Origin of the sequence: Halomonas sp. M4R1S46 (assembly GCF_025725685.1) — a bacterium.
In the GTDB taxonomy this organism is placed as follows: domain Bacteria; phylum Pseudomonadota; class Gammaproteobacteria; order Pseudomonadales; family Halomonadaceae; genus Halomonas.
The window spans coordinates 2,631,313-2,656,057 of sequence record NZ_CP107008.1 but is presented as its reverse complement, the minus strand read 5'-3'; the positions used below and the strand labels follow the sequence as shown (position 1 = coordinate 2,656,057).

At 69.2% G+C, this 24,745-nt stretch carries 18 protein-coding genes and 1 pseudogene; 12 read left to right on the top strand and 7 right to left on the bottom strand.

Annotated features, from left to right (window positions below; translation table 11 throughout):
• Positions 1–6: 6 nt before the first annotated feature.
• A complete protein-coding gene (gene aat / locus OCT48_RS12460) occupies positions 7–744 on the bottom strand; it encodes a leucyl/phenylalanyl-tRNA--protein transferase (protein ID WP_263589459.1) in 738 nt (245 codons plus the stop codon).
• A gap of 156 nt (positions 745–900) precedes the next feature.
• On the opposite strand from aat, the gene OCT48_RS12455 reads away from it, so the two are divergent.
• Complete coding sequence (locus tag OCT48_RS12455; RefSeq protein WP_263589458.1) at positions 901–4,044, top strand: DNA translocase FtsK; 3,144 nt, start codon at positions 901–903, stop codon at positions 4,042–4,044.
• Positions 4,045–4,158: 114 nt separating this feature from the next.
• Positions 4,159–4,788 carry an outer membrane lipoprotein chaperone LolA gene (gene lolA / locus OCT48_RS12450; protein ID WP_263589457.1) on the top strand — a complete coding sequence of 210 codons (630 nt, stop codon included), beginning with the start codon at positions 4,159–4,161 and terminating at the stop codon, positions 4,786–4,788.
• A gap of 59 nt (positions 4,789–4,847) precedes the next feature.
• Here lolA and OCT48_RS12445 read toward each other — a convergent pair whose 3' ends face one another.
• A complete protein-coding gene (locus OCT48_RS12445; RefSeq protein ID WP_318152497.1) occupies positions 4,848–5,384 on the bottom strand; it encodes a hypothetical protein in 537 nt (178 codons plus the stop codon).
• Between OCT48_RS12445 and OCT48_RS19610 the strand changes: the two are divergent.
• Positions 5,313–6,098, top strand: a pseudogene (locus OCT48_RS19610) (PLP-dependent aminotransferase family protein); the annotation flags it as partial. The gene OCT48_RS12445 and the pseudogene OCT48_RS19610 overlap by 72 nt on opposite strands.
• A complete protein-coding gene (locus OCT48_RS19605) occupies positions 5,993–6,811 on the top strand; it encodes a PLP-dependent aminotransferase family protein (RefSeq protein WP_412031047.1) in 819 nt (272 codons plus the stop codon). The pseudogene OCT48_RS19610 and the gene OCT48_RS19605, both read left to right, overlap by 106 nt.
• Position 6,812: 1 nt before the next feature.
• On the opposite strand, the gene OCT48_RS12435 is transcribed toward OCT48_RS19605, so the two are convergent.
• Positions 6,813–8,153 (bottom strand): replication-associated recombination protein A, encoded by a 1,341-nt coding sequence (locus tag OCT48_RS12435; RefSeq protein WP_263589456.1) that lies wholly within the window; start codon positions 8,151–8,153, stop codon positions 6,813–6,815.
• Between the two features lie 202 nt (positions 8,154–8,355).
• On the opposite strand from OCT48_RS12435, the gene OCT48_RS12430 reads away from it, so the two are divergent.
• The 4 genes from OCT48_RS12430 (at position 8,356) to OCT48_RS12415 (ending at position 16,109) form a co-directional block, all read left to right on the top strand.
• Positions 8,356–8,901, top strand: coding sequence for a hemerythrin domain-containing protein (locus tag OCT48_RS12430; RefSeq protein ID WP_263592618.1), 546 nt, complete (start codon positions 8,356–8,358; stop codon positions 8,899–8,901).
• A gap of 232 nt (positions 8,902–9,133) precedes the next feature.
• Complete coding sequence (murI, locus tag OCT48_RS12425; RefSeq protein WP_263589455.1) at positions 9,134–9,910, top strand: glutamate racemase; 777 nt, start codon at positions 9,134–9,136, stop codon at positions 9,908–9,910.
• Between the two features lie 56 nt (positions 9,911–9,966).
• Positions 9,967–11,073: a tRNA (uridine(54)-C5)-methyltransferase TrmA gene (trmA, locus tag OCT48_RS12420; RefSeq protein WP_263589454.1), complete on the top strand. Its 1,107-nt coding sequence runs from the start codon at positions 9,967–9,969 to the stop codon at positions 11,071–11,073.
• A 194-nt stretch (positions 11,074–11,267) separates the two neighbouring features.
• Positions 11,268–16,109, top strand: coding sequence for an NAD-glutamate dehydrogenase (locus tag OCT48_RS12415; RefSeq protein ID WP_263589453.1), 4,842 nt, complete (start codon positions 11,268–11,270; stop codon positions 16,107–16,109).
• A gap of 103 nt (positions 16,110–16,212) precedes the next feature.
• Here the strand turns inward: OCT48_RS12415 and mgtE are convergent, their stop codons facing one another.
• Positions 16,213–17,565, bottom strand: a complete 1,353-nt coding sequence (gene mgtE, locus OCT48_RS12410) for a magnesium transporter (RefSeq protein WP_263589452.1) — start codon at positions 17,563–17,565, stop codon at positions 16,213–16,215.
• A 249-nt stretch (positions 17,566–17,814) separates the two neighbouring features.
• Between mgtE and OCT48_RS12405 the strand changes: the two genes are divergently transcribed.
• Positions 17,815–18,837: a quinone-dependent dihydroorotate dehydrogenase gene (locus tag OCT48_RS12405; protein WP_263589451.1), complete on the top strand. Its 1,023-nt coding sequence runs from the start codon at positions 17,815–17,817 to the stop codon at positions 18,835–18,837.
• Positions 18,838–18,919: 82 nt separating this feature from the next.
• Here the strand turns inward: OCT48_RS12405 and rmf are convergent, their stop codons facing one another.
• Positions 18,920–19,126 (bottom strand): ribosome modulation factor, encoded by a 207-nt coding sequence (rmf, locus tag OCT48_RS12400; RefSeq protein ID WP_126486548.1) that lies wholly within the window; start codon positions 19,124–19,126, stop codon positions 18,920–18,922.
• A 259-nt stretch (positions 19,127–19,385) separates the two neighbouring features.
• Here rmf and rlmKL point away from each other — a divergent pair, with 259 nt between their 5' ends.
• The gene (gene rlmKL / locus OCT48_RS12395) at positions 19,386–21,608 is read left to right on the top strand and encodes a bifunctional 23S rRNA (guanine(2069)-N(7))-methyltransferase RlmK/23S rRNA (guanine(2445)-N(2))-methyltransferase RlmL (protein WP_263589450.1); all 2,223 of its coding nucleotides are present in this window, start codon (positions 19,386–19,388) and stop codon (positions 21,606–21,608) included.
• A gap of 94 nt (positions 21,609–21,702) precedes the next feature.
• A complete protein-coding gene (locus OCT48_RS12390; protein WP_263589449.1) occupies positions 21,703–22,041 on the top strand; it encodes a glutaredoxin family protein in 339 nt (112 codons plus the stop codon).
• Positions 22,042–22,176: 135 nt separating this feature from the next.
• Here OCT48_RS12390 and OCT48_RS12385 read toward each other — a convergent pair whose 3' ends face one another.
• A complete protein-coding gene (locus tag OCT48_RS12385) occupies positions 22,177–22,458 on the bottom strand; it encodes a hypothetical protein (protein ID WP_263589448.1) in 282 nt (93 codons plus the stop codon).
• A 117-nt stretch (positions 22,459–22,575) separates the two neighbouring features.
• Between OCT48_RS12385 and pdxB the strand changes: the two genes are divergently transcribed.
• Positions 22,576–23,724, top strand: a complete 1,149-nt coding sequence (gene pdxB / locus OCT48_RS12380) for a 4-phosphoerythronate dehydrogenase PdxB (RefSeq protein WP_263589447.1) — start codon at positions 22,576–22,578, stop codon at positions 23,722–23,724.
• Between the two features lie 114 nt (positions 23,725–23,838).
• Here the strand turns inward: pdxB and htpX are convergent, their stop codons facing one another.
• A complete protein-coding gene (htpX, locus tag OCT48_RS12375) occupies positions 23,839–24,738 on the bottom strand; it encodes a protease HtpX (RefSeq protein ID WP_263589446.1) in 900 nt (299 codons plus the stop codon).
• Positions 24,739–24,745 lie beyond the last annotated feature (7 nt).

The window sequence follows — 24,745 nt, the reverse complement described above, 5'->3', positions numbered from 1 at the left end:
GCCCGTTCATCGTGCGGCGTCGAGTCTCGCGAACGACCAGGCCGGCGCCAGGAGGGTGCAGGCCTCCTCGACCCGGGCGGTCTCCGGCATCTCGCTCAGCCACTGTTCAAGATAGCCGATGAACTCTTCCCGGGCGATGTCCCGGGCCCCCAGGCTGGCCAGGTGGGCGGTGTGCATCTGGCAGTCGATCAGCCGGCCGCCCTCGGCGGCCATGCTGCGTGCCAGGGCCACCAGGGCGACCTTGGAGGCGTCCGACACCCGGGAGAACATCGACTCGCCGAAGAATACCGGTCCCAGCGCGATGCCGTAGAGGCCGCCGACCAGGCGCCCCTCCTGCCATACCTCCACCGAGTGGGCCGCACCGAGGTGGTGCAGCCGGGCATAGGCGGCCTGCATCTCGGCGGTGATCCAGGTCTCGGGCTGGTCGTGACGGGGTGCCGCGCAGGCCGCGACCACGGCCTCGAAGGCGCTGTCGGCGGTCACCCGGAAGCCCCCGTTACGCAGGCGCTTGGCGAGGCTGCGGCGCACCCGCACCTCCTCGGGGAAGAGCACCATGCGCGGGTCCGGGCTCCACCACAGGATCGGCTGCCCCTCGCTGTACCAGGGGAAGATGCCGTGACGGTAGGCGGCGAGCAGCCAGGCCGGGCTCAGGTCGCCGCCGGCGGCCAGCAACCCGCCCGGGTCGGAGAGGGCGGTGGACACCGGGGGGAAGCGGACGGGGCGCTCGGGGAGCCAGGGCAGCATGGTGTCGTGTCTTCCGGATAACGTGAGTCCCCAGTGTGACGGGCCTGGTGACGGGGCTCAAGTCACCACCTGCCCCTGTGATGGTCGGCCTTGGCTCGGTATGATTGGTGCCCGTGGAATCTGGAAGACGCCGTGTGGCGCAAGGGGGATGGCCGCTTGACTGCCAAGAAGAAGTCCGCGCCGCACAGCCGTGCGGCGAACGCCAAGGAAACGGCAAGACGCTTCGGCCTTCGGCTGCAGGGGTCGGCGCGGGAAGGCGTCGTGATCCTGTTGCTGGCGGCCTGCGTCTTCCTGTTGCTGGCGCTGTACAGCTTTCGTCCGGAGGATCCGGGCTGGTCGCGCAGCGGCCCGGAGACCGAGGTGGCCAACTGGATGGGGGCCTTCGGGGCCTGGCTGGCCGATGTGCTCTATTCACTGTTCGGCGTCAGTGCCCTGTGGTGGCCCGGCATGCTGGGCTTCGCCGCCTGGTGGCTGATCCGCTCGCGGCAGGTGCACCTGGAGTGGGACGCTACCGCCCTGGCGGTGCGCTGCGGGGGGCTGGTCCTGCTGCTGCTGGGCACCACCACCCTGGGCGCGCTGCATTTCTATCATCCCGAGAGCACCCTGCCCTATGCCGCCGGGGGCATCCTCGGGGAGGGGCTGGTCGGCGCCCTGCTGCCCCTGGTGGGCAGCGGCGGCACCTCGCTGCTGGCACTGGCCGCCATCCTGTGTGGCGTGCCGCTGTTCACGGGACTGTCCTGGCTGACGGTAATGGACGAGCTGGGCCGCCTGGCCCTGCTGGCCTGGCGCTGGGTCGCCGAGCGCTTCGCCTTCCGGCGTGAGACCGAGGCGGAGGCGGTGGAAGAGCCGGCCCCGCGTCGTGAGGCGGCGCCGCAGCCGGCCGAGGAGCCGGCCGGCGAGCCCGACCAGGCGCTGCGTCCCGCCTGGTGGCGGCGACTGCTGCCGGGACGTGCCGAGTCGGTCGTGCCGGCACTGCAGGCCGCCGGCGGCCGTCGCGATCCCGGCTTCGGCGATGACGGCAAGACCGAGATCCCCTGGGACGTGCCCGAGCGCACGCCGTCCGCCAAGCGCCCCGAGGCGGCCTATACCGCCCGCGAGCCGAAGGTGTCGCTGGAGCCTTCCGTGTCCCTGGGCGCGGCGACCGGCGTCTCCCCCTCGCGCGAGACACCCTCGGCCGCGCGTCGCGACACGCCCGAGCCGCTCCGGGCGACTCGCGACGAGCCGGAGCCCGCCGAGGCCCCGTCATCGTCCGCGACCGCGCCCCGGGCCTCGGCCTTCGTGACGCCGAAGGCGCCGCCTTCCGCCGACCCCGCTCCGCGCGAGCCGTCGCTGTCCGCCCGGGACGAGCGACCGAGCCCCGCGCCGACCGGGCCGGACGAGCCCCGCGCCGAGGCGCGCCCGGCGGCCACCGGTGCCGAGGGCAGCGAGTCGGAGCCGACCGACGAAGATGCCGGCGCGCCCCACCCCCCGGGCACGCCGCGTCGGGTGCCCGAGGTCGTGCACGAGCCGATCCTGCCGGATGACGACGACGCGCCCCTGCCGCCCTGGCAGGCCGGTGCCCAGCCGGCCCCCGCGGAGCCGGCGTCGCCGCGCCCGGCCCCGCCCGAGAGGGCCTCGCGGCCCGGCACCCCGCCCCCGGTCGAGGAGCCGCCTGCCGCTGACGACGACGCCGCCCGGCAGGCCACCGCCGAGCAGGCCCGGGAGGCGGCGGACGACGATGATGGCCCCACCCTGTGGACCGTGGAGCACCTGCAGAACCAGCGGCCGGAGATGGAAGCCTTCGCCGACCCCGAGGGCGAGCTGCCCAGCCTGCGACTGCTGACTCCGCCGCAGTCCCATCAGCCCAATTACACCGACCAACAGCTGGCCGAGATGGCCGAGCTGCTGGAGGTGCGGCTGCGCGAGTACGGGGTCAAGGCCGAGGTGGTGGACACCTGGCCGGGGCCGGTGATCACGCGCTTCGAGATCAAGCCGGCGGCCGGGGTGAAGGTCTCCAAGATCAGCAACCTGGCCAAGGACCTGGCGCGCTCGCTGATGGTCAAGAGCGTGCGGGTGGTGGAGGTGATCCCGGGCCGACCCACGGTGGGCATCGAGATCCCCAACCCCCATCGGGCGATGATCCGCCTGCGCGAGGTGATCGATTCCGATCGCTATCAGCATGAGGCCTCGGCGCTGACCCTGGCGCTGGGTCAGGACATCGGCGGCGGTCCGGTGGTGGCCAACCTGGGCAAGATGCCCCACCTGCTGGTGGCGGGCACCACCGGCTCGGGCAAGTCGGTGGGGGTCAACGCCATGCTGATCTCCATGCTGCTCAAGGCCAAGCCCGACGAGGTCCGCATGATCATGGTGGACCCCAAGATGCTGGAGCTGTCGGTCTACGACGGCATCCCGCACCTGCTGGCACCGGTGGTCACCGACATGAAGGAGGCCGCCAACGCCCTGCGCTGGTGCGTGGCCGAGATGGAGCGCCGCTACAAGCTGATGGCCGCCATGGGGGTGCGCAACATCGCCGGCTTCAACGCCAAGCTCGACGAGGCCGACCGGGCCGGCGCCCAGGTCGCCGACCCGCTGTGGGAGCCCCAGCCCTGGGAGATGCACCAGGCGCCGCCGGTGCTCGAGAAGCTGCCCTATATCGTGGTGGTGATCGACGAGTTCGCCGACATGTTCATGATCGTCGGCAAGAAGGTCGAGGAGTTGATCGCGCGACTGGCGCAGAAGGCCCGCGCCGCCGGCATCCACCTGATTCTGGCTACCCAGCGGCCCTCGGTGGACGTGGTCACCGGCCTGATCAAGGCCAACATCCCCACCCGCATGGCCTTCCAGGTCTCCTCGAGGGTCGACTCGCGCACCATCCTCGATCAGGGCGGCGCCGAGAACCTGCTGGGCCACGGCGACATGCTCTACCTGCCGGCGGGATCCGGCATGCCGACCCGCGTGCACGGCGCCTTCGTCGATGACGACGAGGTGCACCGGGTGGTCGAGGACTGGAAGCGTCGCGGCGAGCCGGAGTACATCGAGGAGATCCTCTCCGGCGGCGTCTCCGCCGACGCCCTGGCCGGGCTCGAGGCAGAAGGCGGCGGCGGCGACGACGATGCCGAGCAGGACGCCCTCTACGATGAGGCCGTGGCCTTCGTCACCGAGAGCCGCCGGGCCTCCATCTCGGCGGTCCAGCGCCGCTTCAAGATCGGCTACAACCGGGCCGCCCGTCTGGTCGAGGCGATGGAGATGGCCGGCGTGGTCTCGACGATGGGCACCAACGGGGCCCGCGAGGTCCTGGCGCCGCCGCCGGCCGGCGACTGAGGGCGCCCCGATCATGCAACCACCATGCAAGCCGCGGCCGGGATGCAACCCGCCGCGGCACCTCGGGTCCGAGACACAGGACGCGACCATGGACCCGCTCAGGGAGACAGCAAAATGACAGTGAAGACGACCCTTGCCGCCCTGGCCCTGGCGGCGCTGGCCCCGGCCTCGGCGCTGGCCAGCGAAGGCGCCGACCGGCTGGCCCGGATGCTGGAGCCGGTGCAAACCTACGTCGCCGACTTCGACCAGCAGATCCTCGACAGCAGCGGCCAGCGCCTCCAGGAGGCCAGCGGACAGATGTGGCTGTCCCGCCCCGGGCGGTTCCGCTGGGAGGTGGAGGCACCCTACGAGCAGATCGTGGTGTCCGACGGCGAGCAGGTGACCCTCTATGACCCGGACCTGCAGCAGGCCACGGTCCAGGCGCTGGACGAGCGGGTCACCCATACCCCGGCGCTGCTGCTCTCCGGCAGTGCCGACGAGCTCACCGAGAGCTACGAGGTGTCGCGCAGCCAGCAGGGCGCGGCGGAGACCTTCACCCTGCTGCCGAAGAGTTCCGACACCCTGTTCGAGGAGCTCCAGCTGACCTTCTACGGCGAGCGGCTGGGCTTCCTGCAGATGACCGATAGCACCGGCCAGCGCACCGCCATCGAGTTCGATGACGTGCAGCAGAACGTCGAGGTGCCCGATGGACGCTTCCGCGTGGACCTGCCCGAGGGCACCGACGTGATCCGCGAATCCCGATAAGCGGGAACACCCGGCGACCCTGATCGCCCCCGGGGAGGCCTCCCCGGGGGCGATGTCGTTCAGGCCGCGTCGAGCGAGTGAGGCGACCGTCGCCACAGCCAGCCGTTCACCTGCAGGCTGGCGCCGAGCAGTGCCAGGCCGAAGAGGGCCAGGGCGTCGGCCTGGCCGAGGTGCTCCATCAGAGCGCCGATGACGACGACTGGCACACTGAAGCCGAGGTAGGCCATCAGGAAGAAGCCGGCGCTGGCGCGGGCAGGCCGGTCGCCGGCCGTATCCAGGACGCCGCTCAGGCCGCCCAGGTAGATGAACCCGTAGCAGGCGCTGCTGGCTCCCAGCGCGCCCAGCAGCACGCCGGCCAGGTGCCCCTCGAGGGCGCCCCAGGCGATCAGCGCGTAGGCCAGTGGCAGGATGACCAGGCCAAGGCGCACCGAGGTCGCCGGGACCAGGCGGCGGGCCAGGGGTTGGAAGAGGACGCCGCCGCTGCAGATGCCGAGAGTCGCGAAGCCGGACCAGGCCGAGAGGCCGTGTCGGTCCAGTACGTCGGGCAGGAGGGCGATGACCAGACCGACCGTGGCCCAGGCCAGCAGGATTGCCACGCCGAACGCCGCGCTGCCGGCCGGATAGGCGGGCAGGCGCACGCGAACGAGGTGAAGATCGATCCGCTCGCGGAGCGGCCCCGGGTCGAGCAACTGACCGACGGCATCCGACGGTGGATCGAACGGCACGGCGCCCCCGGCGAACGACTGCCGTCGATCCGCCGCCTCGCCGCGACCCAGGGCGTCAGCCGCAACATGGTCATCGAGGCCTACGAGCGCCTCGTCGCGCTGGGCTGGATCGTCTCGCGTCCCGGTTCGGGGTTCTACGTGGCCGACGGGGCCGTCGATGCGACGGAGCGGGAGGCGCGTTCGGGCATGGCGGACGTGTCCGATGAGATGTGGCATCTGTTCCAGCCCGAGGGCGAAAGCCTGCGACTGGGCTGTGGCTGGCTGCCCACCGCCTGGCGCAACGAGGAGGCCTTCGCCCATGCCCTGCGCCAGGTGACGCGGCAGTCGTCGACGGGCCTGTTCGAGTACGGCACGCCGCTGGGCTCGCCGGAGCTGCGTGTCCTGGTGCAGGAGCGCCTACGTGGCCTGGCCATCGAGGTTGACGCCAACCAGCTGCTGACCACCGGAGGCGGCAGTCAGGCGCTCGACGTCATCGTGCGCTGGATGCTGCGCCCGGGAGACACCGTGCTGGTCGAATCCCCCGGCTACTACAACCTGTTCGGGCTGCTGCATCTCCACCGGGTCAACGTCGTCGGCGTGCGCCGGACCGAGGAGGGCCCGGACCCGGCGCATCTCGAGGCGTTGCTCGAGCGCCACTCCCCCGGCTGTTCTTCTGCCATAGCGTCCTGCACAACCCCACGGGCACGACCCTGTCCCCGGAAGTTGCCCGGCGGGTGCTGGCGCTGGCCGAGCGACACGACCTGTGGATCGTCGAGGACGACATCTACGCCGATTTCCAGCAGACGGCCACCCCGCGGCTGGCCGCGCTGGATGGCCTCCGGCGAGTCCTCTACGTGGGCAGTTTCTCCAAGACCCTCTCCTGCTCGCTGCGCGTCGGTTTCATCGCCGCGCCGCCGGCGCTCGTCAGGCCGCTGGTCGACGTGAAGATGCTCAGCAATATCGCCAGCTCGCCTTTCGCCGAGCAGGTGGTGGCGACGCTGCTGCGCAACGGCAGCTATCGTCGGCTGGTGGACAGGCTGCGGCCGCGTCTGTCACGCCGCATGAGCACCGCCCTCGAACTAGCCCGTGAAGGTGGCTGGGAGCCGTACGCCATGCCCCGGGGCGGCATGTCCCTGTGGCTGCGCCACCCGGCGGTCGCCTCGTCCCGGGAACTGGTCGCCGGCGCGGGGCGCCGGGGCATCCGGTTGTCTCCCGGGGACGTCTTCCTGCCCGAGGCGAACGACTCGCCCTGGATTCGCCTCAACGTGGCCTATGTCGACGACGCCCGGGCACGAGCGTTCCTGGGCGATCCGCGATGACTCAGCGCGTCTCCCGATCGGCGGCCGCGTCGAGCTCGGCACGCCACTCCAGCATCTGGCCATAGCGTTTCTCCTGGCCGTTCGCCGTGGGCCGGTAGAAGCGTTCGTGGGGCACGTCCTCGGGCCAGCAGTCGTGGGCGCTGCCCGCGGGGTAACCGTGGGGCTCGTTGTGGGCGTAGCGGTAGCCGTCGCCGTGGCCCAGCGATTCCATCAGCTTGGTGGGGGCGTTGCGCAGGTAGGTGGGCACCTCGAGGCGCGGCTGGGCGGCGACGAAGGCCTTGGCGCGGTTCCAGGCCTGGTCCACGGCATTGCTCTTGGGGGCCACGGCCAGATGGATGGCGGCGTGGGCGATGGCGCGCTGGCCCTCGTAGTCGCCCAGGCGCAGATAGGCGTCCCAGGCCGCCATGGCCAGCGGCAGCGCCTTGGGATCGGCGTTGCCCACGTCCTCGGAGGCGATGGCGGTCAGCCGGCGGATCACGTCCAGCGGGTCGCCGCCGCCCTGGAGGAAGCGGGCGATGTAGAGCAGGGCGGCATCGGGGCGCGAGGAGCGCACCGACTTGTGGACGGCCGAGAGCAGATCGTAGTAGTGGTCGCCCTGCTTGTCGAAGGCGCTGGCCTGATGGCCGATGACGTCCTCCAGGGCCTCGCGGGGCAAGCGCTCGCCGTCGCCTTCCGGGATGGTGAAGTCGCAGGCGGTCTCCAGCAGCCCCAGGGCACGGCGCGCGTCCCCCGCCGCGGCCCGGGCCAGCAGGGCCAGCACCTCGTCGTCCACGGCGATGCGCCGAGCGCCCAGGCCATGGGATGCGTCGGCGAGGGCCTGGTGCAGTACCCGGATCAGCTCGTCCTCCGACAGCGCCTTGAGCACGTGGACCCGGGCCCGGGACAGCAGGGCAGAGTTGACCTCGAAGGAGGGGTTCTCGGTGGTGGCGCCGATCAGCGTCAGCAGGCCGGATTCCACATGGGGCAGCAGGGCATCCTGCTGGCTCTTGTTGAGCCGGTGGATCTCGTCGAGGAACAGCAGGGTGCCGCGTCCCTGCCCCTGGGCGGTCCGGGCGCGGTCCACCGCGGCGCGGATGTCCTTCACGCCGGCCATCACCGCCGACAGCCGCTCGAGGTGGGCGCCGGACTCCTCGGCGAGGATCTCCGCCAGGGTGGTCTTGCCGGTCCCCGGCGGCCCCCACAGGATCATCGAGCGCACCAGCCCGCTCTCGGCCATGCGGCGTAGTGGCTTGCCGGGCCCTACCAGGGCCTGCTGGCCGACATAGTCGGCGAGCCGGCGCGGTCGCATGCGCCAGGCCAGGGGCGCGGTCTCCTCGGACGTGGCCTGCTGGAACAGGTCCATTTCTGACTCCTCCGCTGACGGCTGCTAGAGTGGATACGTCCAATCTGGACTTTCGACCATGGACGGCGGGCAAACATCCCGCTGGCAGGCTAGCTTGATAACGCCATCGCGCATCACCGGGAACCCCTCGGGACAAGGCGAGTCGAATTCTAGGTGCCTTGCGTCCATGTGCCTGATTACAGAGGAGGCCTCCGCAATGCCCATGCTGAATCAACTGCGCCAGGATCATGCCAATATGGCCCGCATATTGCACGTTCTGCAGCTCAAGCAGAAGACCCTGGCGGCCGGTGAACGGCCGAATTTCCAGCTGGTACGCGAAGTCGTGGACTACATTCTCGACTACCAGGAAGGGTTCACCCAGCCCCTGGAGAAGGTCTGCACCGAGCGGCTGAAGCAGGTGGCCCCCGAATCCGAGGCGGTGACCGCGCGGCTTGCTAAGGATTATCGGGCGCTCAAGGCCCAGCTCAAGCGCCTGTCCGATGACCTCGACATGATCCTGATGGATGCGGTGATCCCCATGGACCGCTTCGCCGACGATCTCAGGGACTACGTGGAGGCGCACCGCGCCTACCTGCGCGACGAGCGGGAGCTGCTCTTCCCGATGATCGGTGAATATTTCCAGGACGGCGACCTCGAGACCCTCGCCGAGTCCTTGCCCGAGGGTGCCGCCGAGAAGCTGGAGCGCCTGCAGGAAGCCTACCCGGAACTCTACGCCGAACTGCGTGACGCGCCCGAGCCCGCGACCTGAGGGGTGCCATCCCACCCGACGGACCACGCCATCGCCCCGGGCGGTTCGGCGGGACCGTCCGGGCGTCGGATGACGCCATGCACCTTCGAGTCCGCGCCCGGCTGAGGTAGAATGCCCCGCATCCTGTGACGGGGCCTGACACTATGCCGGACACCTCCCTTGCCATTGCCTTGCCGACCGTGCCCTGCCGGGCGCCGCGGTGGTGGGCGACCGGCCTGTCGGGGATGGGCTGATGGCGGGGCCGATCCTGGTCTTCGATTCCGGAGTGGGCGGGCTCTCGGTGGTCGCGGCGCTGCGCCGACGGCTGCCGGAGGTGGCCCTTGCCTATGCCTGTGACAACGCCATGCTGCCTTATGGCGTCCGCGAGGACGACTGGCTGGTGGCCCGCATCCTGAGGGTCTGCCGGGCGGCGGTGGCCGCCAGTGGCTGCAGCGGCCTGGTGGTGGCCTGCAATACCGCCAGCACCCTGGCCCTCGAGGCGCTGCGCGCCAGCCTGTCGGTGCCGGTGGTGGGGACCGTGCCGGCGATCAAGCCGGCCGCGGGGCTGAGCGAGAGCCGCCATATCGGCCTGCTGGCGACCAGTGCCACCGTGGCGCGCCCCTACACCCTGCGGCTGATCGAGGACTTCGCCCGGGATTGCCGCGTCACACGCCTCGCCGCCGACCCCCTGGTGGGCGAGGCCGAGCGCCTGGTGCTCGGCGAGACACCCGACCTCGCCCGGCTGCGACGCGTGCTGGCGCCGCTCGAGGCACTGCCCGACCTCGATACCCTGGTGCTGGGGTGCACTCACTTCCCGCTGCTGCGGGACCGGCTCGCCGAGGCCGCTCCCCGGCCGCTGCGCTGGGTGGATTCCGGCGATGCCATCGCCCGGCGCACCGGGCAGGTCGTCGTCGACCCCCAGCGCCGCCCGGCGCGGGAGGTCGGCTGGATGACCGCGCCGTCGCCGGCCCTGGCGCGCGGGCTCGCCGGCTTCGGCTTCGTCGACAGTCGCCGGCTCGCCCTGGCCTGAGCGCCTCGGGCCACGTTCCCTTGCCTTTTCCTTTCGATCACCATTCAGGAGCCGCCGTGGCCATCCCCGTTGTCGATCCCGACCGCTATGACGACCAGCTCGCGGCCAAGCGCGAGCGCTTGACCGCGGACTTCGCCCGCTTCTCGCCCCCGCCGCTGGAGGTCTATCCTTCGCCGGCCAGCCACTACCGGCAGCGCTGCGAGTTCCGCCTGTGGCACGAAGGCGATGACCTCTTCTATGCGATGTTCGAGGTCGACCCGGCGGACCCCAAGCAGAAGACGGTGGTCAGGTTGGACGACTTCCCGGTGGCCAGCCGACGCATCAACACCTTGATGCCTCGGCTGCGCGAGGCCCTGCGCGACACGCCCGTGCTGCGCCACCGGCTCTTCCAGGTCGAGTTCCTCACCACCCTGTCCGGCGAGGCGCTGGTCACCCTGATCTATCATCGCCAGCTCGACGAGGCCTGGGAGGCCGAGGCGCGTGCCCTGGAGCGGGCGCTGGACATCATGATCATCGGTCGGGCCCGCAAGCAGCGTCGGGTGCTGACCCGGGACCACGTGTGGGAGCGCCTGGCCGTCGACGGTCGCGAGTTCGCCTACCAGCAGGTGGAGAACAGCTTCACCCAGCCCAACGCCGAGATCTGCCGGTCCATGCTGTCCTGGGCGCGGGACGTCACCGCCGGCAGCGGTGACCGCGACCTGGTGGAGCTGTATTGCGGCAACGGCAACTTCACCGTCGCACTGGCCGAGAACTTCCGCCGGGTGCTGGCCACCGAGATCTCGCGGACCTCGGTGGCCAGCGCCAGGGAGAACCTGGCGGCCAACGGCATCGCCAATGCCGAGGTGGGTCGCATGTCCGCCGAGGAGTTCGCCCAGGCCCTTCGCGGCGAGAAGGGCGGGCGGCGAGTCGCGGAGATGGGCCTCGACGACTACGATTTCTCCACGGTGCTGGTGGATCCGCCCCGGGCCGGGCTGGACGATGCCAGCTGCCGCCAACTCAGTGAGTACGAGCGGATTGTCTATATTTCGTGCAACCCGGAGACATTGGCGCACAACCTGGAGACCCTGACCCGAACCCATGAGGTGCAACGGTTCGCCCTGTTCGACCAGTTTCCCTGGACCCACCACTGCGAGTGCGGGGTGCTGCTGACCAAACGGGACTGATAACGGTCATGACGGGTTGCACCGGCCTTGTCAAGGCGCGATGCGCAACAGACATGCACCATGAGCAAAGCGGCATGTCGTTAGGGATGGCGCAGGGATTGACGTAAGCTCTTGACCCATGGGGTGGAAGGCCCGTTTCCCAACGTCAAGTGATCCCGGCCGCGTTTCGCGGCCGCTGGCAGTCGAGGTGATGGATGCTACAAGTCGCACACGAGGAGACCCGTCAGGATCTGCTCAAGCAGCTCACGGAACGGCTACAAAGCCGTCTGGACAAGGACAAGGCCGCGGCGGTCGACGCCTTCGCTCGGCTCTTCTACGCCAATGTGCCGGTGGAGGATCTCGCCGACCGACGGCTGGACGATCTCTATGGGGCGACCCTGTCGGTGTGGCACTTCATCCAGCAGCTCGAGCCCGAGGCGCCCAAGGTGCGGGTCTTCAACCCGGACTTCGAGGAGCATGGCTGGCAGTCGACCCACACCTTCGTCGCCGTGCTCCACGAGGACATGCCGTTTTTGGTCGACTCGGTGCGGGTGGAACTCAACCGTCGCGGCATGACCGTGCATGCCATCCACAATTCCGTGCTGGCCGTGGAGCGCGACCAGGCGTATTGCCTCAAGGCCGTGGCGGGGACGAAGGACGCCGGGGCGCCCGCGGCACGGGAGTCGCTGATTGCCATCGAGGTGGATCGCCACTCCGACCCGGCCGAGCTGGAGGATATCGAGGCCAGCCTGCAGGAAGTGTTGCGCGACGTGCGCACCGCCGTCCGCGACTTCGAGCCCATGTGCGAGCAGGCCCGGGCGGCCATCGCCGAGCTCGAGGCAAGCCGGCCCGAGCAGGTCGACCCCGAGGACCATTCCGAGGCCATCGCCTTCCTGAACTGGCTGCTCGAGGACAACTTCACCTTCCTCGGCTATGACGAGTACGAGGTCCAGGAGGACGGCACTCGCCAGCGCCTCGACAAGGTGCCCGGCAGTGAGCTCGGCGTGTTCCGCCTCGACCAGCCCCGCTACCGCGAGCGGATCCGCACCGACCTGGGCGTCGATGGCGACCAGTTCGTGCTGGTGCCCCAGCTTTTGTCCTTCGCCAAGAGTGCCCACCACGCCCGGATCCACCGACCGACCTACCCCGACTACATCTCCGTCGACCGCTACGACGAGCACGGCAACGTGATCGGTGAGCGGCGCTTCCTGGGCCTGTTCACCTCCACCGTCTACAACGAGTCGCCGCGCAACGTACCGATCCTGAGGCGCAAGCTCCAGTCGGTGATGGAGATCTCCGGCTTCAACCCGAAGGGGCACAACGGCAAGCAGCTGTTGCAGATCCTCGAGGTCTATCCCCGCGACGACCTCTTCCAGATCGACATCGACGAGCTGACCCAGACGGCGCTGGGCATCCTCGATATCCGCGAGCGTCGCCGGGTCCGGCTGTTCATCCGCGAGGACCGCTTCGGCAAGTTCTATTCCTGCCTGGTGTTCGTGCCCCGGGACGTGTTCTCCACCGAGCTGCGCCTGCGTCTCCAGGAGCTGCTGTGCGAGGAGCTCGACGCCACCTTCGGCGACTTCAACACCTACCTGTCGGAGTCGGTGCTCGCGCGGATCCAGTTCATCCTGCGCTTCAACGACCAGCGACCGGTGGACTACGACATCAAGCGCCTGGAAGACAAGCTGGTCAAGCTGGCCCGTAACTGGCGCGACGACCTGCTCAACGCCTCCATCGAAGGGTTCGGCGAGGAGCAGGCCAACCTGCTGATGAGCCGCTTCCGCGATGCCTTCCCGGCCAGCTACCGCGATGACTTCAGCGCCCGCACCGCGGTCTATGACCTGCAGCATATCGGCGAGCTCGACGACGGCACGTCCCTGGCGCTGTCGCTGTACCGGTTGATCGAGGAGGAGGGCAGCGGGGTCAACCTCAAGCTCTTCCATGCCGACGCGCCGATTCCGCTCTCCGACGTGCTGCCGATGATGGAGAACCTCGGGCTGCGGGTGCTCGGCGAGCGCCCCTACGAGGTCCAGGCCACCGATCGCTCCTACTGGATCCATGACTTCACCCTGGAGCACCACACCAGCGTCGAGGTGAACCTCCAGGAGATGCGCGAGCCGTTCATCGACGCCTTCCAGCGCATCTGGACCGGTGAGGCCGACAACGATGCCTTCAACCGGCTGATCATCGGCGCCAACCTGGACTGGCGGGAAGTGGCGATGCTGCGGGCCTATGCCCGCTACCTCAAGCAGATCCGCTTCGGCATGTCCCAGGACTACATCGCCACCACCCTGGTCAACCATCCCGAGATCACCCGGGAGCTGGTGACGCTGTTCGAGCTGCGCTTCGATCCCGCCGACCGTCCCGAGCCCAGCGAGATCACCGAGTGCGAGGCGCGCATCCTGGCGCTTCTGGACGAGGTCCCGAGCCTCAACGACGACCAGCTGCTGCGCCGCTACATGGAACTGATCCAGGCGACGCTGCGCACCAACTACTACCAGAAGGCCGACGACGGGCGCTTCAAGGACTACATCGCCATCAAGATGGAGCCCTCGCGGGTCTCCGGCATGCCCAAGCCGCGTCCCGCCTACGAGATCTTCGTCTGCTCGCCGCGGGTGGAGGGCGTGCACCTGCGGGGCGGCAAGGTGGCCCGCGGGGGGCTGCGCTGGTCGGACCGTCAAGAGGACTTCCGTACCGAGGTGCTCGGCCTGGTCAAGGCCCAGCAGGTCAAGAACGCGGTGATCGTGCCGGTGGGCGCCAAGGGTGGCTTCGTCTGCAAGCGCCTGCCGGAGGGGGGCGGTCGCGATGCCCTGCAGCAGGAGGCCATCGCCTGCTACAAGACCTTCATCCGCGCCCTGCTCGATGTCACCGACAACCTCGAGGGGGGCGAGGTGGTGCCGCCCCGCGACGTGGTCCGCCACGACGACAACGACATCTACCTGGTCGTGGCCGCGGACAAGGGCACCGCGACCTTCTCCGACATCGCCAACGAGATCTCCGCCGAGTACGGTCACTGGCTCGGGGACGCCTTCGCCTCCGGCGGGGCCAACGGCTATGACCACAAGAAGATGGGTATCACTGCCAAGGGCGCCTGGGAGTCGGTCAAGCGCCACTTCCGTGGCCTCGGCGTGAACACCCAGCAGGATGAGTTCAGCGTGCTGGGTATCGGCGACATGGCCGGCGACGTCTTCGGTAACGGCATGTTGCTCTCCGACCGGATCCGCCTGGTGGGGGCCTTCAACCACCTGCACATCTTCGTCGACCCCACCCCGGACCCCGCCGCCAGCTTCGCCGAACGCCAGCGCCTGTTCGCGATGCCGCGCTCCAGCTGGGAGGACTACGACACCTCGCTGATCTCCGAGGGCGGCGGCGTCTTTCCGCGCAGTGCCAAGTCGATCCGTATCACGCCGCAGATGAAGCAGGCCTTCGACATCCGCGAGGACAGGCTCTCGCCCAACGAGCTGATTCGCGCCATGCTGGTCTCCCGGGTCGACCTGATCTGGAACGGCGGGATCGGTACCTACGTCAAGAGCAGCGAGGAGACCGATACCCAGGTCGGCGACAAGGCCAATGATGCCCTGCGCATCGACGGGCGGGATCTCAACTGCCGCGTGGTCGGCGAGGGCGGCAACCTCGGCCTGACCCAGCGTGGCCGGATGGAGGCCGCCGCCAAGGGCGTACGCGTCAACACCGACTTCATCGACAACGCCGGCGGCGTCAACTGCTCCGACCACGAGGTCAACATCAAGATCCTCATCGACGAGGTGGTGGCTCGGGGCGACATGACCGAGAAGCAGCGCAACCAGTTGCTCGCCGAGATGACCGAGGAGGTCTCCGGCCTGGTGCTGCGGGACAACTATCGCCAGACCCAGGCCCTGGACCTCGCCGAGCTGCTCTCCCGGCAGGGCATCGGCCCCTTCCGCCGCTTCATCAGCGAGTTGGAGGCCGCCGGCCAGATCGACCGCGAACTGGAATTCCTGCCCAGCGACGAGGAGCTGCTCGAGCGGACCCATCACCACCAGGGCATGACTCTGCCGGAACTCGCGGTGCTGATCTCCTATGCCAAGAGCGTGCTCAAGGGCGACCTGATCATCTCCGACGTGCCGGATGACCCGACCATCATGCGTTACGTGGAGCATGTCTTCCCCGCGGTGCTGGTGGAGCGCTACCGCGACGAGATGTACGGGCACCGCCTGAAGCGTGAGATCGTGGCGACCCAGGTGGCCAACGACATGATCGACCACATGGGGGTGGTCTTCGTGCGCCGCCTGATCGACTCCACCGGCGCCGGCCGGGCGGACATCGCGCGAGCCTATGTCATCGCCCGGGACAGCTTCCAGCTGGCGCGTACCTGGGAGCAGGTCGAGGCGCTGGACAACCAGGTGCCGAGCCAGGTGCAGTACTCGATGATGCTCGACCTGATGCGCATGCTGCGCCGCGCCACCCGCTGGTTCCTGCGTCAGCGCACCGGCATGACCACCCGGGACGCCATCGACTACTTCGCCCCGCGCCTGGCTCAGTTGCAGGAGAACATCGGCAAGCGGCTGCGCGGCGAGGAGCATACCCAGTGGCAGCAGCGCCGCGACGAGCTGGTCGAGGCCGGCGTGCCCGAAGCCCTGGCCAGCACCGTGGCCGCGGCCAACAGCCTCTATGCGGCCCTGGGCATCATCCACACCGCCCGGCAGACCGGCGACAAGCCCCAGCGGGTCGCCGAGATCTTCTACGAGGTCGGCGCGCGTCTCGAGCTGCCGTGGATCCTGCAGCAGGTCACCCGTCTCGATGTCGCGGACAGCTGGCAGGCCAAGGCCCGGGAGACCTTCCGTGACGACATCGAGCGCCAGCAGCTCGCGCTGACGGCCAGCGTGCTCGGCATGGAGGATGGGCCTCGCGACACCGCCGAGCGCGTCGAGCGCTGGCTGTCGCTCCATGAGGGCATGCACCAGCGCTGGTGCCGCCTGATCGACGAGGTGGGCGGCGGCAGCCAGGGAGGCTTCCCGCTGTTTGCCGTCGCGGTCCGCGAACTGGTGGACCTGGCCGAGAGCAAAAGCGAGGCTTAGTCCGCTCCGGCCTCCCCGAGTCCCGCTCCGTGCGGGGCCTGAAACGCGAACCCCCGCCATCTGGCGGGGGTTCGCGTTCGTGGCCGGTATGGGCGGGGACGGGTTACAGCAGGAAGAGCGTGGCGAGGCCCAGAAAGGACATGAAGCCCACCACGTCGGTGACCGTGGTCAGCACCACCGAGCCCGACAGGGCCGGATCGATGCCCACCCGCTTGAGCAGCAGCGGGATGACGATGCCGGCCACGCCGGCGGCGAGCATGTTGATCACCAGGGCCACGGCGATGATCACGCCGATGCCGAGGTTGCCGAACCAGAGCACCGCCAGGACGGCCACCACCAGGGCCCACAGCAGGCCATTCAGGGCGGCGATGCCGACTTCCTTGCGCAGCAGCCAGTTGCTGTTGGTGCGACTGATCTGACCCAGCGCCAGGCCACGGATGGCCAGGGTCAGGGTCTGGCTGCCGGCGATGCCCCCCATGCTGGCGACGATCGGCATCAGCACCGCCAGGGCCACCAACTGGTCGAGGGCATCCTCGAAGCGCCCGATCACCCAGGCGGCCAGGAAGGCCGTGAGCAGGTTGATGCCGAGCCACACCGCCCGGCGCTTGGCGCTGGGCAGAACCGGGGCGAAGAGATCCTCCTCCTCGTCGAGGCCCGCCATGTTCATCAGTGCCTGCTCGGAGTGCTCGCGAATCACGTCGACGATGTCATCGATGACGATGCGGCCGAGCAGCAGACCCTGGTCGTCGACCACCGGTGCCGAGACCAGGTCGTGGGTCTGGAAGAGAGTGGCCACGTCCCGTGACTTCATGGCCACCTGGATGCTGTCCACCTCCGGGTCCATCAGGTCGGCCACTGCCTGCTCGGGGTCGTTGGCCACCAGCCTCGCCAGCGACAGCACGCCCATGAACAGGCCGTTGCGGTCGACCACCATCAGCGAGTGAGTGTTGTCCGGGACGGCCTCCCTCCAGCGCAGGAAGCGCTGTACCGTCTCCAGGCTGACGTCGGCCCGCACGGCGATGGTGTCGGTGCGCATCAGGCGCCCGGCCGAGTCCTCCTCGAAGGCCAGGGTCTCCCGCAGCCGGATGCGCTGCAGCTCGTCCATGGAGCGCAGCATGTCCTCGGCGACCTGCTGGGGCAGGTCCTCGAAGATCTCGGCGAGGTCGGTGGTGTCGAGTCCCGAGGTGGCCGCGACGATCTCGGCATGGTCCATGTCGTCGATGAGGGTGCTGCGGACCTCGTCATGGACATGCAGCAGCACCTCGCCGTCGACTTCCTGGGGGACGCGCTCCCAGAGCCGGATCCGCTCGCTGGGCGGCAGCGACTCCAGCAGCAGGGCGACCTCCGCGGGTTCCAGGTCGGCGATGACATCGTCGACCCTCTCCAGGTGCTCTTGTTCGAGGGCCAGGTGAATGCGCGACAGGCGGTGTTCCAGCGTCTCGGTCGTCTCGGTCATGTCGTCTCCCTGGCAGCGCGTCATCGAGGCTGACAAGCGGCCTCGATGTGTCCTAAGTCGGACTCCTATCTGTGCTTCAGTAGACCATAAAAGGCGCGTCCCATGGCAGGTGCCAGCGAAGGCTATCATGAGCCGGTCGAGGAGCTGACGAACCCCGCCGAAGGGCGGGGTTCGTCGTGACGGGGCGGCTGCGCTATACTCGCGCCCCGATTTCGGCCCGCGTGGTCCCGCCGCCCGTCAGGAGATGTCATGTATTCGCTTGCCCGCTCGCTGCTGTTCCGCCTCGACGCCGAGAAGGCCCATTCGGTCGCGCTCTCGGCGCTGGACCTGGCCGAACGCCTCGGGCTGTCGGGGCGGCTTGCTGGGGGGCGGGTCGAGGACCCGGTGGAGCTGATGGGCCTGCGCTTCCCCAATCGGGTCGGCCTGGCCGCGGGACTCGACAAGAACGCCGATCACCTGGATGCCCTGGGGGGCCTGGGCTTCGGCTTCGTCGAGGTGGGCACCGTGACGCCCAGGCCCCAGGACGGCAACCCCCGGCCACGGCTGTTCCGCCTGCCCGAGGCCGGGGCCATCATCAACCGCATGGGCTTCAACAACGCCGGCGTCGACCACCTGGTCGAGCGGGTCCGGCGCTCCCGCTATGCGGGCGTGATCGGCATCAACATCGGCAAGAACCTGACCACGCCGGTGGAGCGCGCGGTGGACGACTACCTCCTCTGCCTGCGCAAGGTGCATGCCCATGCCCATTACATCACCGTGAACATCTCCTCGCCGAATACCCCGGGACTGCGCAACCTGCAGTTCGGCGAGCACCTGGACCAGTTGCTGGGGACGTTGCGCGAGGAGGCGAGCCGGCTGGATCGCGAAAGCGGTCGGCAGGTGCCCCTGGCGGTCAAGATCGCCCCCGACATGGACACCGAGGAAGTGCGCCTGGTCGCGGCGAGCCTCGAGGCCAATGGCATCGAGGCGGTGATCGCCACCAACACCACCATCTCCCGGGACGCGGTGGCGGGCCTGCCCGGGGCCGACGAGCGGGGCGGCCTCTCGGGGCGGCCGGTGTTCGAGCCCTCCAACACGGTGATCCGCGAGCTGCGCCGTCACCTGCCGGACATGCCGATCATCGGGGTGGGCGGCATCGACAGCGGCCAGGCCGCGCTGGCCAAGGTCGAGGCCGGTGCCGACCTGGTGCAGCTCTATTCCGGCTTCATCTATCGGGGGCCGGCGCTGGTGGGGGAGTGCGCCCGGGCGCTTCAGGCGCGGCACCGGGTCTGAGCGGCACTAAAAAGCCCATGGCCGAGCCATGGGCTTGAGGGTACGTCCTGTCGACGAGGTGCGATCCACCCGGACTAGGGGGTCAGATCACCATGGGGTTCTTGTGAATACCGGAGACGCCCGTCATGCCGGACCATTGATCTCCACGACCTTCACGCCAACCGCTCATCCAGTACTCGCGTAGATTGATATCTTGACTCGGACAGTCATCACGGGAACGACCTGAGAGACCTGCCTTGTACCCATGCACATAGGCACGCTGGAAGCGATCACGTTTCTGTCGTTTCATTGGACTACCTCTTGCTAAGGTACCGATTGAATTCGACGCACAGAGGAACGTCGAACCCGTGTTGTCGGGTCCCGTAAGGCGGCGTAAGACGCCGCCAGTGAGAAAGACCCATTGACAGGAACGCATGCGTTGTCAGGTAGCTACCACCTCATAGATAGCGCAACCCGGTCACCGCTGTCGACAGCTGATTTGTAACAAGACGTACACCCGGTCGACACGATAAACGAGGCGGGCCAGAGGCCACGCCGATGGACATCCCATGAGCGATTCACGAGATCCTGATTCCCAGGCCTATCTGGCCACCTGCCCCAAGGGGCTCGAGCTGCTGCTGGCCGAGGAGCTGGCCGCGCTGGGGGCCGAGCCCGGCAAGACCACCGTGGCCGGGGTGCATTTCCGCGCCGACCTGGCCGGCGCCTACCGTGCCTGCCTCTGGTCACGCCTGGCCAATCGCGTGGTGCTGTGCCTGGCCCGGGAGGAGGGAATCGAGACTCCCGAGCAGCTGCGCGTGGCCACGGCAGCGGTGGACTGGCGGGCGCATCTGGCCCCCGGCGCGACCCTGGCGGTGGACTTCCACGGCCGCTCCGAGGCGATCCGCCATACCCGTTTCGGGGCCCAGACGGTCAAGGACGGGGTGGTGGATCGACTGTACGCCGAGGGGCTGGCCCGGCCCGACGTGGACACTCGCCGGCCCGACCTGCGCCTCTATGCGCACCTGCACCGGGGGCGCCTGACCCTGGGGGTGGACCTCTCCGGCGACAGCCTGCATCGCCGCGGCTATCGCCGCGACGTGGGCCATGCCCCCCTCAAGGAGAACCTGGCGGCGGTGCTGCTGGTGCGGGCCGGCTGGCCGGCGCTGGCCCGCCAGGGGGCGCCGCTGGTGGACCCCCTGTGCGGGGCCGGGACGCTGCTGATCGAGGCGGCGATGATCGCGGCCGACATCGCGCCCAATTTGCAGCGCGAGCGCTTCGGCTTCCACGGCTGGGCCGGTCACGACGCCGGCCTGTGGCACGAACTCAAGCGCGAGGCCGAGGCCCGGGCGAGCATCGGCCGCAAGCGCTGCCGATGCCGGCTGTACGGCTTCGACCAGAGCCCGCCGGCGCTGTCGGCGGCCAAGGCCAACGCCATGCGCGCCGGCATCCCGGCCCTGATCGAGCTCCAAGGGGCCAGCGTGACCGACCTGACCCGGCCGGCGGCGCTTAGCGAGCAGGATCGGGGGCTCGTGATCACCAACCCGCCCTATGGCGAGCGACTCGGCGAACTGCCGGAACTGGTCGGCCTCTATGCGGCGCTCGGTGAGCGGGCGCGCCATGCCTTCCCCGGCTGGCGCCTGGCGCTCTTCACCGCCAACCCCGACCTCGGCCACCGTACGGGGCTGCGCGCCTACAAGCACTATTCGCTGAAGAACGGGCCCCTGGATGCCCGGCTGCTGTTGATGGAGGTACCGCAAGGCGCGGCGGCCGGTGGGGGCGACGAGGCGCTCGAGGCGTCTGCCCCCGCGCCGCGTTCCGAGGGCGCGCAGATGTTCGCCAACCGCCTCGCGAAGAACCGCAAGCGGCTGAAGAAGTGGCTCAAGCGTTCCGGCGAGACGTGTTACCGGCTCTATGACGCCGACATGCCCGAGTATGCCCTGGCCATCGACGTCTACGGTGATCGGGTGCATGTCCAGGAATACGCCGCCCCGAAATCCGTGGATGCCGGCCAGGCCCAGAAGCGGCTGTTCGATGCCCTGGCGGTGATCCCCGAGGTGCTGGAGGTCGACCCGTCGCGGGTGGTGATCAAGCGTCGGGAGCGCCAGAGTGGCCGGGCCCAGTACCAGAAACAGGCGGCCAGCGGCGAGCGCTTCGAGGTCCGCGAGGGACGGGCGCGGTTGTGGGTGAACCTGCGCGACTACCTCGACACCGGGCTCTTCCTTGACCATCGGCCGGTGCGTCGCCTGCTGGCCGAGCTGGCCCCCGGCAAGCGCTTCCTCAACCTGTTCTGCTATACCGCCACGGCCACCGTGCAGGCGGCGCTCGGCACCGAGCGGGATGGCGGCGCCAGCGACAGCGTCAGCGTCGACCTGTCCAACACCTACCTCGACTGGGCCCGGGACAACTTCGCCCTCAATCGCCTGGACCCGTCTCGCCACCGGGTGGTGCGCGACGATTGCCTGCATTGGCTGGAGACCGCCGGTGGCCAGTTCGACCTGATCTTCCTGGATCCGCCGACCTTCTCCAATTCCAAGAAGATGGCCGAGACCCTGGACGTGCAGCGCGACCATGGCCGGCTGGTGCGCCTGGCCATGGCGCGCCTGGCCCCGGGCGGGACCCTGGTGTTCTCCAACAACCAGCGACGCTTCACCCTGGATGCCGATCTGGCCGCGCGCTACGCCGTGGAGGATATCTCGGCGAAGACCTTCGATCCGGACTTCACCCGTCGCCCGGACCTGCATCACTGCTTCCTGATCCGTCACCGTCAGGCGGACGAGGGGGAGGGCGCATGAGACCTTCGATCCGCTCTCGATCCGGCAAACGCCGCCCCGACCGGCATCACTGCTTCCTGATCCGTCACCGTCAGGCGGACGAGGGGGAGGGCGCATGATCCGCTTGACGCTCTACACCACCCTGGGCTGCCACCTCTGCGAAGCGCTGGAGGCCTGGCTGGGGCGACTGGCCAGCGACGAGGTCGCGCTGGAGCGGGTCGAGATCAGCGACGATGAGGCGCTGATGGCGCGCTATGGAGTGCGGATCCCGGTGCTGAGGGATGCCGAGGGAGGCGAGCTGGAACGCGGCTTCGAGCCGGCACGGCTGGCCGACTGGCTGGCGGCCCGGGGCTGGCTGGACGAGGCGGCCTGGCGTGCCGCCCAGGAAGGCGGGGGAGACCGCCCGGCGGCCCGGCGCGCGGAGACGCGCGGCGGACGCCGCTACCTGGGCTGACCCGGCCGCGCCGGGAGTTGTAAGCTTTAAGCTATAAGAGCAAACCGTTGCCGCAGGTAGGGTGAGAGGCAGCAAGCATGACGGTTTACGGCTCGAATGGATTGTCGGGTGCGCCCACCGGCTCGCTTACCCGACCTACGGCGTATCGAGCAGCGAGAGCTGGCTGACCGCGTCGCGCCCCTCGGCGCTGTGGTCATCGGCCTCGAGCACCTTGCGGAAGCCCCGGGAGGCCTGGATGGTGGTTTCGTCGTCGAGCCACATCATCGCCTGGGCGTGGTCGTCGGCGAGCTGGTGCTTCAGGCCGCCGAACTGGGTGCCGATCTGCCCCCAGGCGCGGCTGAAGATCCAGTCGCCGAACATGTCCTGATGGACATGTACCAGCACGTAGTCATGGTCGGTTTCCCAGCGGACGATCACGGCGGCTCCCGGTGTCGGCGGCGGCGCAGGGCAGCGCTGCTCGTGTAACATAGGCGGGTATTGTAAGCCCTCATGGCCGCTGAACAAGCCATGCGGGTCAAGTGGCAGGAGAGAATCATGCGAATCGTCGTCGACGCCAATGTGCCGGCCGCCATGGCATGCTTCGCGCCCCTGGGCGAGGTCGTGCGCCTCCCGGGTCGCGAGATCGATGCCGCCACGGTCCGCGAGGCCGATGCCCTGGTGGTGCGCTCCATCACCCGGGTCGACGAGGCCCTGGTGGCCGGATCGCGGTTGCGCTTCGTGGGGACCTGCACGATCGGCACCGACCATGTCGACCCGGCGGCCCTGGCCGAGCGGGGCATCGCCTTCGCCAGCGCCCCGGGCTGCAATGCCGAGGCGGTGGTAGACTATGTGCTGGCGAGCCTGGCCACCCTGGCCGAGCGCCAGGGCTTCCGGCTCCTCGAACGACGCGTGGGTATCGTCGGGGTGGGCAACGTCGGCGGGCGGTTGCTGGGGCGCCTCCAGTTGCTGGGTATCGACTGCCTGGCCTGCGACCCGCCGCGGGCCGAGCGGGAGGGCTCCGAGGGCTTCGTCGACCTGGATACCCTGATCGAGGCCTGCGACGTGCTGTGCCTGCACACGCCGCTGGTGCACGAGGGGCGCCATGCCACCCATCACCTGCTCGATGCCCGGCGCATCGCCGAGCTGGCGCCGGGCACCATCGTGCTCAATGCCGGCCGCGGCGACTGTCTCGCCGGCCAGGCCCTGCGGGGCCGACTCTCCGCCCAGGGCGACATCACCGCGGTGCTGGACGTCTGGGAAGGCGAGCCCGCCATCGACGCGGCCCTGCGGGACCTGGCGGCGATCGCCACGCCCCATGTCGCCGGTTACAGCCTCGACGGCAAGCTGCGCGGCACCCATCGCATCTACCAGGCACTGGCCCATCGCCTGGGTCTGCCGACCCGCCTGACCTTCGAGACGCTGGCGCCACCGCCGCCCGTGTCGAGTCTCATCCTCGACGCCGGCCTCGAGGTCGAGGACGCCCTGCGGCTATGCATGCGCGCCGTCTATGACGTGCGCCGGGATCACGACAGCCTGATCCGCGAGAGCCGCCGCCAGGGAGTGGCCAAGGGCTTCGATGCCTGTCGGGCGAGCTACCCGCTGCGCCGGGAGTTCGCGACCCTGGCGGTGACCCTGCGCCCGGGTGCCGACGTCCTGGCCGAGCCGCTGCGGGCCGCCGGCTTCCGGGTGGCGGTGGAGGTGTGAGGTGTGAGGGGCAAGTTGCGAGCTACGAGCTACGAGCAACACTAGCATCGCCCGCAGCCCGCAGCCCGCAGCCCGCAGCCCGCAGCCCGCAGCCCGCAGCCCGCAGCCCGCAGCTTACTGCCGGTAGGCCGCTTCCTTGAGGGCGCGGATGCGCTCGTCCAGTGGGGGGTGGCTGGCGAAGAGTTTCTCCATCAGGGAACGCGTCTGGCCCTTGGTGATGGCCATGGCCCGCAGGGTGTCCGGCATCTGGTCGGGCATCTGGGTCTCGGCCTTGAGCCGCGCCAGGGCATTGATCATGGCGCCGCTGCCGGCGAGCCGGGCGCCGGCGGCATCGGCGCGGTACTCGCGGAAGCGCGAGAACCAGGCGACGATGGCCGAGGCGATCAGGCCGAAGACGATCTCGGCGACGATCACCACCGCGAAATAGCCGAAGAAGCCCAGGCCCTCGCTGTCGTCCCGGCGCAGGAAGCTGTCCACCAGCTGGGCCACCACCCGGGCGAAGAACATCACGAAGGTGTTGAGCACCCCCTGGATCAGGGCCAGGGTGACCATGTCGCCGTTGGCCACGTGGCCGATCTCGTGGGCCAGCACCGCACGGATCTCCTCCGGGCGCATGCGGTTGAGCAGGCCGGCGGAGACGGCCACCAGGGCGTCGTCCTTGTTCCAGCCGGTGGCGAAGGCGTTGGATTGCTGGGCGGGGAAGATGCCGACCTCCGGCGTCTTGATGCCGGCATCCCGGGCCAGTTCGGCCACGGTATCCAGCAGCCACTTCTCGCTGTTGTTGGACGGCTGCTCGATGATCACCGTGCCGGTGGTGCGCTTGGCCATCCACTTGGAGATGAACAGCGACACCATCGAGCCGGCCATGCCGAAGATGAAGCAGAAGATCAGCAGGGCATTGAAGTTGATCCCTTGTGCGGTGAGGTAGGGCTCCACGCCGAGCAGGCGCAGGGTGATGCTGGCCACCAGGATCACCGCCAGGTTGGTGCCCAGGAAGAGCAGGATTCTCATCATTGCCGGA

What these genes read in the sequence shown, in the direction of transcription:
- OCT48_RS12405 (WP_263589451.1), top strand. Translation starts at nt 17,815, where the DNA reads ATGTATTCGCTTGCCCGCTCGCTGCTGTTCCGCCTCGACGCCGAGAAG.
- htpX (WP_263589446.1), bottom strand. Translation starts at nt 24,738, where the DNA reads ATGATGAGAATCCTGCTCTTCCTGGGCACCAACCTGGCGGTGATCCTG.
- murI (WP_263589455.1), top strand. Translation starts at nt 9,134, where the DNA reads ATGGCGGGGCCGATCCTGGTCTTCGATTCCGGAGTGGGCGGGCTCTCG.
- OCT48_RS12430 (WP_263592618.1), top strand. Translation starts at nt 8,356, where the DNA reads ATGCTGAATCAACTGCGCCAGGATCATGCCAATATGGCCCGCATATTG.
- OCT48_RS12390 (WP_263589449.1), top strand. Translation starts at nt 21,703, where the DNA reads ATGATCCGCTTGACGCTCTACACCACCCTGGGCTGCCACCTCTGCGAA.
- OCT48_RS12415 (WP_263589453.1), top strand. Translation starts at nt 11,268, where the DNA reads ATGCTACAAGTCGCACACGAGGAGACCCGTCAGGATCTGCTCAAGCAG.
- aat (WP_263589459.1), bottom strand. Translation starts at nt 744, where the DNA reads ATGCTGCCCTGGCTCCCCGAGCGCCCCGTCCGCTTCCCCCCGGTGTCC.
- rlmKL (WP_263589450.1), top strand. Translation starts at nt 19,386, where the DNA reads ATGAGCGATTCACGAGATCCTGATTCCCAGGCCTATCTGGCCACCTGC.
- rmf (WP_126486548.1), bottom strand. Translation starts at nt 19,126, where the DNA reads ATGAAACGACAGAAACGTGATCGCTTCCAGCGTGCCTATGTGCATGGG.
- pdxB (WP_263589447.1), top strand. Translation starts at nt 22,576, where the DNA reads ATGCGAATCGTCGTCGACGCCAATGTGCCGGCCGCCATGGCATGCTTC.
- OCT48_RS12435 (WP_263589456.1), bottom strand. Translation starts at nt 8,153, where the DNA reads ATGGACCTGTTCCAGCAGGCCACGTCCGAGGAGACCGCGCCCCTGGCC.
- mgtE (WP_263589452.1), bottom strand. Translation starts at nt 17,565, where the DNA reads ATGACCGAGACGACCGAGACGCTGGAACACCGCCTGTCGCGCATTCAC.
- lolA (WP_263589457.1), top strand. Translation starts at nt 4,159, where the DNA reads ATGACAGTGAAGACGACCCTTGCCGCCCTGGCCCTGGCGGCGCTGGCC.